The sequence below is a fragment of the Pseudomonas sp. MWU12-2020 genome (assembly GCF_023100605.1).
Classification (GTDB): Bacteria; Pseudomonadota; Gammaproteobacteria; order Pseudomonadales; family Pseudomonadaceae; genus Aquipseudomonas; species Aquipseudomonas fluorescens_H.
Map to the genome: position 1 here is coordinate 177,912 of NZ_JALMEX010000002.1, position 13,479 is coordinate 191,390.

Genomic DNA, 13,479 nt, shown 5'->3' on the forward strand with positions numbered 1-13,479 from the left:
GAGGGAAAAACGCGTGCAAGAGTTAATCGAGTCGGTAGGACAACTTTCGGCTAAGCAAAGAAAGGCTCTGGCGGTTCTGCTCAAGCAGAAAGGCGTCAACCTCTTTGACATTGCCCCGGTTTTCAAGCGCACGGCTGAAGAGCCGTTGCTGCTGTCCTACGCCCAGCAACGCCAGTGGTTTCTCTGGCAGTGGGCGCCGCACAGCGCGGCCTACAACATTCCGACGGCCCTGCGTTTGCAGGGGCCGCTGGATGTCTCCGCGCTGGAGCGCAGCGTCCAGGCGCTGATCGAACGACACGAAACCTTGCGCACGGTGTTCACCCAGGAAACCGGACAACCCTTGCAAGTGGTCCTGCCCGCAGGCGCCTTTGCACTGGAGATCCAGCAACTGAGCGCTGAGTCGGCGAACGACCCTGAAGCGTCCATTCAGGCGTTCGTGCAGACCCAGAGCCAGAAAACTTTCGACCTGGAGCATGGCCCGCTGTTGCGCGCGGCGTTGCTGCAGGTCACCCCGAATGACCATGTCCTGGTGCTGACCCTGCACCACATTGTTTCCGATGGCTGGTCGCTGCAAGTGATGATCGAGGAACTGGTGCAGCTATACGCCGGTTTCAGTCTCGGGCACGCCGCCGGTCTGCCGGCGTTGCCGATTCAATACGCCGATTACGCCCTGTGGCAGCGGCAGTGGATGGAGGCCGGTGAGCAAGAGCGGCAACTGGCGTACTGGCAAGAGAAGCTGGGCGGTGAGCAGCCAGTGCTGGAACTGCCGATGGATCGCCCGCGTTCCATCGAGCAAAGCTTTGCCGGGGCCAGTCACAACCTGATTCTCGATCCGGCGCTGAGCCATGCGCTCAAGGCGTTCGCCCGTCAGGAAAACGTGACCCTGTTCGTGGTGTTGCTGGCCTCGTTCCAGGCGTTGCTGCACCGCTACAGCGGGCAGGCCGACATCCGCGTCGGCGTGCCGGTGGCCAACCGTGGGCGGGTGGAAATCGAGCGTCTGATCGGCTTCTTCGTCAACACTCAGGTGCTCAAGGCCGACATCGACGGGCAGATGCCGTTTGTCGATCTGCTGCGTCAGGTCAAACAGACCGCGCAGGAAGCCCAGGCCCATCAGGACTTGCCGTTCGAGCAATTGGTCGAAGCGCTGGAGCCGGGGCGCAGCCTGAGCCACAGCCCATTGTTCCAGGTGATGTTCAACCATCAGGCCGAACGCCGCGCGAGCGTCGAAACCCGCCTCAACGGCCTGAGCATCGAACCGCTGGAATGGCAAAGCCAGACGGCGCAGTTCGACTTGACCCTGAATACCAACGAGCAGGCTCACGGCATCGAAGCCGTGCTCAAGTACGCCACGGATCTGTTCGACGCCGCGACCATCGAGCGCCTGGCGCAACACTGGAGTGCGCTGTTGCGGGCGATTGTCGCCGAGCCGGGCCAGCGTATCGGGCAACTGCCGATGCTCGATGACGGCCAGCAGCAACAATTGCTCGCGCAGTGGAATCCGGCACGGCTGGAACAAACGGTCGAGCAGTGCATTCATCAAGTCATCGAAGCCCAGGCTGAACGTCATCCTGAAGCGATCGCGGTGACCTTTGACGGGCAACGTCTGACCTACGCCGAGCTCAATCGCCGTGCCAACCAGTGGGCGCACGTGCTGATCGACCGTGGCGTCGGCCCGGACGTGCGCGTCGGTGTTGCCGCCGAGCGTTCGCTGGACATGATCGTCGCCATCCTCGCGGTGCTGAAGGCGGGTGGCGCGTATGTGCCACTGGACCCAGGTTACCCGGATGATCGGCTGAGCTACATGATCGCGGACAGCGGCATCCAATGGCTGCTGACCCAGGGTCATCTGCTGGCGCAGTTGCCGGTGCCAGCGGGGCTGACCTGCCTGGATCTGAACCAGCCAGTCGCAGGCAGCCGCGACAGCAACCCGGTGTGCCTGACCACGCCGGACAATCTGGCCTACGTCATCTACACCTCGGGCTCCACCGGCAAACCGAAGGGCGCTTTGTTGCCGCACAGCAACGTCATTCGTCTGTTCAGTGCCACTGAAAACTGGTTCGATTTCGGCCCGCAGGACAGCTGGACGCTGTTCCATTCCTACGCCTTCGACTTCTCGGTCTGGGAGATTTTCGGTGCGCTGCTCTACGGCGGCAAACTGGTGGTGGTGCCCCACGACGTCAGCCGTTCCCCGGAAGATTTCTACAGCCTGCTGTGCGATGAAAACGTCACCGTGCTGAACCAGACGCCATCGGCATTCAAGCCGTTGGTGCAGGTGGCCAGCGAGTCGTCGCGCGATAACACCCTGCGTTACGTGGTGTTCGGTGGCGAGGCCCTCGAAGTGCAGAGCCTGCGCCCGTGGTTCGAACGTTTCGGCGACCGCGCGCCAACGCTGATCAACATGTACGGCATCACCGAAACCACCGTGCACGTGACCTACCGGCCATTGTCGCTGGCCGACTTGCAGCAGAGCCACAGCAGCCCGATCGGCGAGCCGATCGTCGACCTGTCGTGGTACTTGCTCGACAACGCGCTGAACCTGGTGCCGCAAGGCTGCATCGGCGAGCTGTACATCGCCGGCGCCGGTCTGGCCCGTGGTTATCTGAATCAGGCCGGCATGAGCGCGACGCGCTTTGTTCCGGACCCGTTCAATCCGCAGGCCGGTCAACGCCTGTATCGCACCGGTGACCTGGCGCGGTTGCGCGGCGACGGTGTGATCGAATACATCGGCCGCATCGACCATCAGGTGAAGATCCGCGGTTTCCGAATCGAGCTGGGAGAAATCGAAGCGCAACTGCTCAAGCACCCTGCAGTGCGTGAAGCGGTGGTGCTGGCGGTCGATGGTCTCAGTGGTCAGCAACTGGCAACCTGGATCGTCGCCAACGAGGCGCTGGATGCCGAAGGGCAGGGCGCGCTGCGTGATTCGATCAAGGCACACTTGCGCGAATCGCTGCCCGATTACATGGTTCCGGTCAGTTGGGCGTTCCTCGAACGTCTGCCGCTGACGGCCAACGGCAAGCTCGATCGCAAGCAACTGCCGCAGCCGGACGTCGCCCAGGTGCAGGAAGCCTACGCCGCACCGCGCAACGAACTGGAACAGCGTCTGGCCGATATCTGGCAGGACGTGTTGAAGGTCGAGCGCGTCGGTCTCAACGACAATTTCTTCGAGCTGGGCGGCGATTCGATCATTTCGATTCAGGTGGTCAGTCGCGCTCGTCAGGCGGGTATTCGCTTCACCCCCAAAGACATCTTCCAGCACCAGACCGTGCAGCGTCTGGCAACCGTCGCGCAACAGAGCGATGCGGTGCAGACGCAACAGGGCGACGTGCTCGGCGCTGCGGTTCTGACGCCGATTCAGCATTACTTCTTCAACAGCGACATCCCGGCGCGGCATCACTGGAACCAGTCGATCCTGCTGACCCCGGCCACGGCGCTGCAAGCGGCGCCGCTGGAACAGGCGCTGCTGCACCTGCAACGGCACCATGACGCGCTGCGCCTGCGTTATCGCCAGACCGGCGATGGCTGGCAGCAGAGCCATGCGTCGGCGGATCAGGCGCAAGCGTTGCTGCGCACTGTCACGCTGGATGACAGTGCGGCATTGCCGGCGCTGTGCCTGGAGTTGCAGCGCAGTCTCGATCTGCTCGACGGCCCGCTGATGCGTGCGGCGCTGGTCGATCTGCCGGACGCCAGCCAGCGCTTGCTGCTGGTGATCCATCACCTGGTGGTCGATGGCGTGTCGTGGCGGATCCTGCTGGAAGATCTGCAAACCGCCTATCAACAACTGAGCGGCGGGCAGGCTGTGGTGCTGCCGGCCAAGACCAGCGCGTTCAAGGATTGGGGGCAGCGTCTGCAAGCCCATGCCCGCAGTGCGGCGCTGGACAGTCAACTCGACTACTGGCGCGGACAGTTGCGCGACGTCTCGGTCGAGCTGCCGCTGGACAACCCGCAAGGCCGATTGAGCAACCGTTTCGAGCGCAGCGTCGACACCCGTCTGGATGCCGAACGTACCCGTCAGTTGTTGCAACAGGCCCCCGCGGTCTATCGCACCCAGGTCAATGATCTGCTGCTGACGGCACTGGCCCGTGTGCTGTGCCAGTGGACGAACACGGACAGCGCGCTGGTGCAGCTTGAAGGTCACGGTCGTGAAGACCTGTTCGACGATGTCGACCTGAGCCGCACGGTGGGCTGGTTCACCAGCATGTTCCCGGTGCGCCTGACCCCCGGCGCCAGTCTGGAAGCGTCGATCAAGGGCATCAAGGAGCAGCTGCGCGCGATCCCCGACAAAGGCATCGGTTATGGCTTGCTGCGTCATCTGGGCAGCGCCGAGGCCCAAGCGGCACTGAACGGGCTGGCGCAACCGAAAGTCACGTTCAATTACCTCGGCCAGTTCGACAACAACTTCGACGCCGACGCCCTGTGGGTACCGGCCACCGAAGACAAGGGCGCCGGTCAGGATGAAAACGCGCCGATGGCCAACTGGCTGACCATCGATGGCCGGGTCTATCAGGGCCAGCTGAGTCTGACCTGGACCTACAGCGGCGACGTGTTCGCAGAGGCGACGATCAATGCGCTGGCTCGCGCTTATGAAGTGGCGCTGGGCGAGTTGATCGACCATTGCCTGAGCCATTCGAGCGGTGGTTTGACGCCGTCCGACGTGCCGCTGGCCGGGTTGTCCCAGGCGCATCTGGACAGCCTGCCGATTGCCGCTCAGCGCATCGAAGACATCTATCCGCTGGCGCCGATGCAGCAGGGCATTCTGTTCCACAGCCTGTACGACGCCGATGCCAGCGCCTACGTCTATCAGATGCTGCTGGACATCGACGGCCTCGATGTGGCGCGTTTCCAGCAAGCCTGGCAGCGGGTGGTGGATCGCCATGAAGTGCTGCGCGCCGGGTTCATCTGGGGCCGCGACGGTCTCGATGCACCGCTGCAAGTGATCAATCGGCAGTTGACCCTGGAGATGCCGGAAGTCGATGTGCGCGGTGTGGCGGATCTGCCGGCGGTGCTTGAGGCTCGGGCGCAGGCCGACCGTGAACGCGGTTTTGATCTGCAGAATCCGCCGCTGTTGCGCCTGTGCCTGTTGCGCACCGCGGATGAACGCCATCGATTGATTTTCACCTGCCACCACATTCTGATGGACGGCTGGAGCAACTCGCGGATGTTCGGCGAGGTGTTGCAGGATTACGCCGGTCACCCGGTGCCGAGTGCGCAGGGCCGCTACCGCGATTTCCTGGTCTGGCTGCAAGGTCAGGACAAAGCCGCCGCCCAGGATTTCTGGCGCGGGCAACTGGCTGCGCTGGAGGCGCCGACCCGGCTGGCTTCGGCCTGCCACGGTCCTACCGTGCCGGGTCCGGGCAAGCAGATGCATCGTCTGCATTTCGATGCGGCCTTCACCCGGCGCCTGAACGCGTTCTCGCGTCAGCAGCAAGTGACCCTCAACAGTCTGGTGCAAGCCGCGTGGCTGCTGGTGTTGCAGCGTTACACCGGGCAGGCCACGGTGGCCTTTGGCGCGACCGTGTCGGGGCGTCCGGTGGATCTGCCGGGCATCGAGCAGCAATTGGGGCTGTTCATCAACACCTTGCCGGTGATCGCCAGCCCGCAGGCGACAGTCAGCGTCGGCGACTGGGTGCGCAGCGTGCAGGACAAGAACCTGCTGCTGCGTGACTACGAGCAGACCCCGTTGCAGGACATCCAGCGTCTGGCCGAACTGAGCGGCGAAGCGCTGTTCGACACCTTGCTGGTGTTTGAAAACTACCCGGTCTCCGAAGCGCTGGAGGCCAACCCCGGTGGGTTGCGTTTCGGCGGTCTGGAACACCGCGAGCAAACCAACTACGGCCTGACCCTGATTGCCGGGGCCAGCGACGTGTTGAATCTGGACTTCAACTACCTCACCGAACACTTCGCCGAGCGCAGCGTGCTGGGCCTGGCGGCGCATCTGCAAGAGGTGCTGCGTCAGTTCCTCGAAGCGCCGCAGCGTTGCCTGGGCGAGATCGGTCTGTTGCCGCTGGCCGAACGTCAGACCCTGGCGCAATGGAACGACAATCACGCCGCCTATGCAGAGCAACGCCTCATTTCGCAGAGCTTCGAAGCGCGGGTGGCGATGCATCCGCAAGCGCAGGCACTGAGTCATGCCGGTGTGGCGCTGAGCTATGCCGAACTCAACCGACGTGCCAACCAGTTGGCCCGTCATCTGCTGGCGCTCGGGGTCGGCCCGGAAATCCGCGTGGGCGTGGCGATGCCGCGTTCGGCGGAACTGGTGATCGGCCTGATGGCGGTGCTCAAGGCCGGCGGCACTTATGTGCCGCTGGACCCGGATTATCCGGCGGATCGGGTCGCGTACATGCTCGACGACAGCCAGGCGAAAGTCCTGCTGACACAACAGTCGCTGCTGGCGCAATTGCCGCAGACCGATGCGCAAGTGGTGTTGGTCGAGGCGGGTGGGCAGGCGTTTGCCGGGCAGTCGCCGGACAATCTGCCGGCGCGGGGCGATAGCGCCAATCTGGCTTACGTGATCTACACCTCCGGTTCCACCGGCAAACCGAAGGGCGTGGCCATCGCCCATCGCAACGTGCAGGCGCTGATTCACTGGTCCGCCGAGGTCTACAGTGAAGACGACCTGCAAGGCGTGCTGGCCTCAACGTCGGTGTGCTTCGACCTGTCGGTGTGGGAGATTTTCGTCACCCTCGCGCGCGGCGGTTCGCTCGTCATGGCGCGCAATGCGCTGGAACTGCCGGACTTGCCGGAGCGTGATCAGGTGCGCCTGATCAACACCGTGCCGTCGGCGATTGCCGCGCTGCAACGCGCCGGGCACATTCCGCCGGGCGTGCGCATCATCAACCTCGCCGGCGAGCCGCTGAAGCAGGGCCTGGTCGACACGCTCTATGGCGAAACCTCGGTGGCCCACGTCTATGACCTGTACGGGCCGTCGGAAGACACCACCTATTCGACCTGGACCCGCCGCGAGGCCGGTGGTCAGGCGAACATCGGTCGGCCGCTGGTCAACACCTCGGCGTACCTGCTCGACGGTCAATTGCAGGCGGCGCCAATTGGCGTGGCGGCCGAGCTGTATCTGGCCGGCGACGGCATCACCCGCGGCTATCTGTTCCGCCCGGGGCTGACCGCCGAACGCTTCGTGCCCAATCCGCTGTCGACCCGCGGCGAGCGCATGTACCGCACCGGCGATCTGACCCGCTTCACGGATGACGGCCGGATTGAATACGTCGGACGCATCGACCATCAGGTCAAGGTGCGTGGTTTCCGCATCGAACTGGGTGAAATCGAAGCGCGTCTGCTTGCCCAGGACAGCGTGCGCGAAGGTGTGGTGCTGGCGGTGGATGGCCATAGCGGACAGCAACTGGTGGCATATGTGGTGCCGAGCGACAGCGGCCTGAGCCTCAAGGAGCAGGACGATCTGAGTGAAGCGTTGCAGTTCGCACTCAAGGCGCATCTGCCGGATTACATGGTGCCTGCGCAGTGGCTGTTCCTCGAGCAGCTGCCGCTGACGCCAAACGGCAAACTTGATCGCAAGGCCTTGCCCGCGCCGGACGCTAGCCAGGCGCAACGTGGATACGTGGCAGCGTCGACGCCACTGGAGCAACAACTGGCCGACGTCTGGCAGGACATTCTCAAGATCGAACGCGTCGGCGTCACCGATAACTTCTTCGCCCTCGGCGGCGATTCGATCATCTCGATTCAACTGGTCAGCCGCGCGCGTCAGCAGGGGATTCGGTTCACCCCGAAAGACCTGTTCCAGCAGCAGACCGTGCAGAAACTCGCGGCTGTGGTCTCGGTGGATGACGACTCGGCAGGCGAGACCGCGATGGATTATCCATTGGCCCAACTGGATCAGGCGCAGCTCGACGCGTTGCCGGTACCGGCGCAGATGATCGAGGACGTTTATCCGCTGTCGCCCATGCAGGAGGGCATGCTTTTCCACACGCTGTCGGACAACGGCAGCAGCCTTTACGTCCAGCAGGTCAGCCTGCCGATCAAGGGCCTGGACGTGGAGCGCTTCCGTCAGGCGTGGGAATTCGTGATCGTCCGGCAGGCGATTCTGCGGACCAGTTTCCATTGGCAGGATGGCCTGGTGAAACCGTTGCAGGTGGTGCATCGCCACGCCCCGTTGCAGATGCAGGTGCTCGACTGGCGTGAACGGGAAACCAGCGAAGAGCTGATTGCCCGGTTCGCCAGCGATGACCGCGCGCTCGGTTTTGATCTGGCCGAGGCGCGTTTGCAGCGGATAACCCTGCTGCGCCTGAGCGACGATCAATACCAGATGATCTGGACCAGCCACCATGTCCTCATGGACGGCTGGAGCAGTTCGCGCCTGTTCGGCGAGGTTTTGCAGCATTACGCCAAGGGCGAAATCATCGGCGAGAACGGTCGTTACCGCGACTTCATCGCCTGGTTGCAGGCGCAGGACCAGGACGCTCAGGAGCTGTTCTGGAAGGCGCGTCTGGCCGTGGTCAACGAGCCGACGGCGCTGAGCCAGGCGATGCATCCGCGCCACAGCGCCGATGTTTCCGGCCACGATGCGATCTACTCGAACTGGGACAAGGCACAAACCGAACAATTGCTGCAGTTCTGCCGCGACCTGCGCATCACCCCCAACACCTTGATTCAGGGCGCGTGGCTGCTGCTGTTGCAACGCTACACCGGGCAGCAGACGGTCACCTTCGGCGCTACGGTGTCGGGGCGTCCGGAAAGTCTGGCGAATGTCGGCAACATGCTCGGCCTGTTCATCAACACCTTGCCGATCATTCAGACGCCGCAAGCGCATCAGCGCGTGGCCGACTGGCTCGGTGAAGTGCAGGCCTATAACCTCGACATCCGCGATTACTCCCAGGCGCCACTGGCCGACGTACAGCGCTGGTCCAACCTCGGCGGCCAGGCCCTGTTCGACAGCATTGTGGTGTTCGAGAACTTCCCGATCGACGATCGCCTGCAAGAAGAAAACGACACCGACCTGACCTTCGGCAAATCCATCGGCCACGGCGTGACCAACGTGCCGATGGACCTCGCGGTGATGCTCGGTGACGAGTTGTCGATCGAATACCTGTATCTGCGCAGCCACTTCAGTGCCGAAGCGGTTCTGGGTATTCGCCAGACCATGGAAAACACCCTCGCGGCGATGATGGCTGCGCCGTACGAGCGCCTTGGCAACCTGCAGCGCCTGAGCCGCGAGCAATGGCAAGCGGCGCAGGCCTGGAGCGCCGAACCGGCGCACAACCATCAGGCAGCGTTGTTGCCGGAGTTGATCAGCCGCCACGCGCAACAACAGCCGCAGGCCATTGCCTTGCAATGCGCGGGGATGAGCCTGAGCTACGCCGAACTCGAGCAGCGCGCCAATCGTCTGGCACACTGCCTGATCGAACACGGTGCCGGCCCGGAAGTGGTGATCGGCGTCGCCTTGCCGCGCTCGCTGGAGATGGTGGTCAGCTTCCTCGCGGTGCTCAAGAGCGGTGCGGCGTACGTGCCGCTGGACATCGAGTACCCGCCGGAGCGTCTGGCGTACATGATCGAAGATTCGGGCATGGCGCTGCTGCTGACCCAGAGCAGCCTGCGTGCGACGTTGCCGGCGCCACAGGGGTTGCTGCGTCTGGAAATCGATCACCTCGATGAACGCCGCTATGCCGCTCACGCCCCCGACAGCCGCGTTCAGGAGCAGGGCCTGGCGTATCTGGTCTACACCTCCGGTTCCACCGGGCGGCCGAAAGGCGTTGCGGTGACCCAAGGCCCGCTCAGCATGCACTGCCAGGCGATTGCCGAGCTGTATGAAATGGATGCCAGCAGTTGCGAGCTGCACTTTATGTCGTTCGCTTTCGACGGCGCCCATGAGCGTTGGCTCAGCACCTTGTACAGCGGCGGTCGACTGGTGATTCGCGACGGTTGCCTGTGGACACCGGAGCAGACCTACGAGGCGTTGCACGAATACGGCATCACCATTGCCTGCTTCCCGCCGGCCTACCTCAAGCAGCTGGCCGAATACGCCGCCGCCAGTGGTATCGCGCCGCCACCGGTGCGCATCTATTGCTTTGGCGGTGACGCGGTACCGGATCAGACGTTCGAGCAAGTCAAGGCGGCGCTGCGTCCGGAATACTTCACCAACGGCTATGGCCCGACCGAAACCGTGGTCACGCCGATGCTCTGGAAAGTCCCGGTGAGTCAGCATTGCGAAGCGGCGTATGCGCCGATCGGCCGCGCCGTTGGCGCGCGTTCGCTGTACGTGCTGGATGAAGACCTTAACCCGTTGCCGCCAGGTTTTGCCGGCGAGTTGTACATCGGTGGCTATGGCGTCGCCCGCGGCTATCACGGGCGTCCCGACCTGACCTGCGAGCGCTTCGTGCCGAACCCGTTCGCGACGGGTGAGCGCCTGTATCGCAGCGGCGACCTGGTGCGCCTGCGTGCGGACGGCGTGGTCGATTACGTCGGGCGCATCGACCATCAGGTCAAGGTGCGCGGCTTCCGCATCGAACTGGGTGAAGTCGAGGCGAGTCTGCGACAGTTGCCGGCGGTCACCGATGCACTGGTGATCGCCCGGGACAATGCGTCGGGCAAACAGCTGATCGGTTACGTGGTGACCGAAGCCGGGCAGGACATGGGCGATGAACTCAAGGCCGGGCTGCGGGCGTCGTTGCCGGAATACATGGTGCCGGCGCAGATCGTCTGCCTGGACGCTTTCCCGGTCACACCCAACGGCAAACTCGATCGCAAGGCGTTGCCAGAACCTGAGTTCAAAACCGAAGAATACGTCGCTCCGCGCAACGAGCAGGAAACCTTGCTCGCGCAAATCTGGGCTCAGGTGTTGCAGGTCGAGCAGGTGGGCATCTGCGACAACTTCTTCGAACTGGGCGGCGACTCGATTCTGAGCCTGCAGGTGATTTCCCGGGTGCGTAATCACCCGACGCTGAACATGGAGCTCAAACTGCGCGATCTGATGCGCTATCAGACCATCGCCGGCATCGTCGAGCAGGAAGTGGCGAAGGAGGGCGGCCAGCCACCGGCGACGGACCTCACGCAGGTGGCAGCGGAGGGCACGTTCAACCTGCTGCCGATTCAGGAATGGTTCTTTGCCGAGGACATGGCCGAGGCGCATCACTACAACCAGTCGCTGCTGCTGAGCGCGCGCCAGCCGCTGGATCTGGACGCGCTGGAGCAAGCGCTGGGCTGGATCGAAAAACATCACGACTCGTTGCGTCTGCGTTTCTCCCGCGAAGGCGGGCGCTGGGTGCAACGCTACTGTGAGCTCGATGAACAGGGTGAAGCGTTGCTCTGGCGTCGTGAAGCCGCGAACAGCGAGCAGGTCGAAACGCTGGCCAACCTCGCCCAGCGCAGCCTGAAACTCGACGCCGGGCCGGTCTGGCGAGTGATGCATGTCGCCATGCCCGAGGGGCAGGCGCGACTGCTGGTGGTGATCCATCACCTGGTGGTCGACACGGTGTCGTGGCGGATTCTGCTGGACGACTTGAAGGTCGCCTACGAAGCCTGCGTGCAAGGGCTGCAACCACAGCTGCCGATTCGCACCAGCAGCTATCGCTCGTTTGCCGAGGCATTGCAGGCCCAGGCGCCAGTGATTGCCGAGCAGGAACTGGGCTGGTGGCTGGAGCAACTGGACCAGCCGGGTGTCGATCTGCCGTGCGACAACCCGCGCGGCAAAAACCTCGTGCGCCAGCAGGCGCAGGCGCGCCTCAAGCTGTCACGCGAGCACACCGAGCAACTGCTCAAACAGGCGCCAGCGGTGTACGGCACGCAGATCAACGATCTGCTGCTGTCGGCGCTCAGCCGCACTTTGTGCCGCTGGAGTCAGCAGCCGTCGGCGCTGATCCTGCTCGAAGGGCATGGTCGCGAAGACCTGTTCGAGACCCTTGACCTGAGCCGCAGTCTGGGCTGGTTCACCAGTATGTTCCCGGTACGTCTGCGTCCGGACAGCGAGGACATCGGCCGCTCGATCGTCGAGGTGCAGGCGCAATTGGCAGCGGTTCCGCAGAAGGGCATCGGCTACGGCGTGTTGCGCCATCTGGCGGGGGCCGAGGTGTCTCGGCAACTGGCGGATCTGCCGCAGGCGCGCGTCACGTTCAATTACCTGGGGCAGTTCGACCAGAGCTTCGACGAGCAGGCATTGCTGGTGCCGGCACTGGAGGAGACCGGCGACAACTACAGCCTGAAGGCGAACCTGGGTAACTGGCTGGAAATTGTCGGCCAGGTCTATGACGGTCAGTTGGCCTTGCGCTGCATCTACAGCAGCCAGCGCTATCGCGCCGGGACCATGGATGCGTTGATGAACGATTACCAGCGCGAGCTGGAGGCGTTGATCGAGCATTGCATGGCACGCGCGGGCTGATCGCCAGGCTCTCGGTCATTTTTGGGGCGTTGCCGAGGCGCGCCCCTTTTTTGCTTATACAAGGATCTTAGCGATGTCGTTACACCCTGACCTGGAAGCCTTTCTTGACCTGGCCCAAGACAGCCAGGACGCCGGCCTGCCGGCCATGCACCAGATGACCCCGAGCGAGGCCCGTGCCACCTTCGAGCAGACCACCGCACAACTGCGCTGGGCTGCGCCTTCGGATCTGTCGGTGACGCAGATCGACATGGCAGCCCGGAACGGCACGCCTTTGGCGTTGCGCCTGTATCGGCCGAACGGCGCCGTCACGCCGCTGCCGGTGCTGGTGTATTTCCACGGTGGCGGATTTGTCGTCGGCAGCCTCGATTCCCACGACGGTGTGTGCCGCGAGTTTTGCCAGCGCACGCCTTGCGCGGTTTTGTCGGTCGGTTATCGACTGGCGCCCGAGCATCGTTTTCCTGCGGCCCTGGAAGATGGCGAAGACGCCTTGTCGTGGCTGGCGGAAAACGCCGCAAGCCTCGGCCTCGACACCACGCGCGTAGCGTTCGGCGGCGACAGCGCCGGCGCCACACTGGCCACCGTGCTGGCGATACAGGCAGTCGTACAACCGCAAACCGTAGCCATCGCGCCCAAGGCGCAGTTGCTGTGCTATCCCGTCACCGATGCTTCACGCCCCCACGATTCGCGCCTGCTGTTTGGCGAAGGTTACTTGCTGGAAAACGAAACGCTGGACTGGTTCTATCAGCACTACGCGCGCAGCCCGCACGACTGTCTGGACTGGCGTTTTTCACCGTTGCTGACGGAGGATCTGCGTGGGGTCGCACCGGCTATTGTGCTGTTGGCCGGGTTTGATCCGTTGCTCGATGAGGGGCAGGCTTATGTCGATAAATTGCGTGCTCACGGGGTGAGGGTTGAGCTCGAACATTGTCCGGGGTTGACCCATGATTTGCTGCGTATGGCTGCGGTCATGCCTGATGTGTTGCAGGTGCATGAAGATTTGAGCAGGGCGTTGGGGCGGTTGTTGGGGTGATGCCTTGGTTGGGGTGAATATCCGTTGCTGCGGTTACGGCCTCCTATGGTTCCGCCCTTACGGCGGGTCACTTTTGGCAAACGCCCCAAAAGTAACCAAAAGGTCTGTGCCC

2 protein-coding genes are annotated in these 13,479 nt (G+C 63.4%); both read left to right on the plus strand.

The window, feature by feature from the left end; genetic code table 11:
• The first annotated feature begins 13 nt into the window (after nucleotides 1–13).
• Nucleotides 14–12,337 carry a non-ribosomal peptide synthetase gene (locus M0814_RS05060; RefSeq protein WP_103484102.1) on the plus strand — a complete coding sequence of 4,108 codons (12,324 nt, stop codon included), beginning with the start codon at nucleotides 14–16 and terminating at the stop codon, nucleotides 12,335–12,337.
• 73 nt (nucleotides 12,338–12,410) lie between these two features.
• A complete protein-coding gene (locus M0814_RS05065) occupies nucleotides 12,411–13,367 on the plus strand; it encodes an alpha/beta hydrolase (protein WP_103484103.1) in 957 nt (318 codons plus the stop codon).
• Nucleotides 13,368–13,479: the final 112 nt, after the last annotated feature.

Coding starts and splice junctions, on each gene's coding strand:
- M0814_RS05065 (WP_103484103.1), top strand. CDS start 12,411: ATGTCGTTACACCCTGACCTGGAAGCCTTTCTTGACCTGGCCCAAGAC.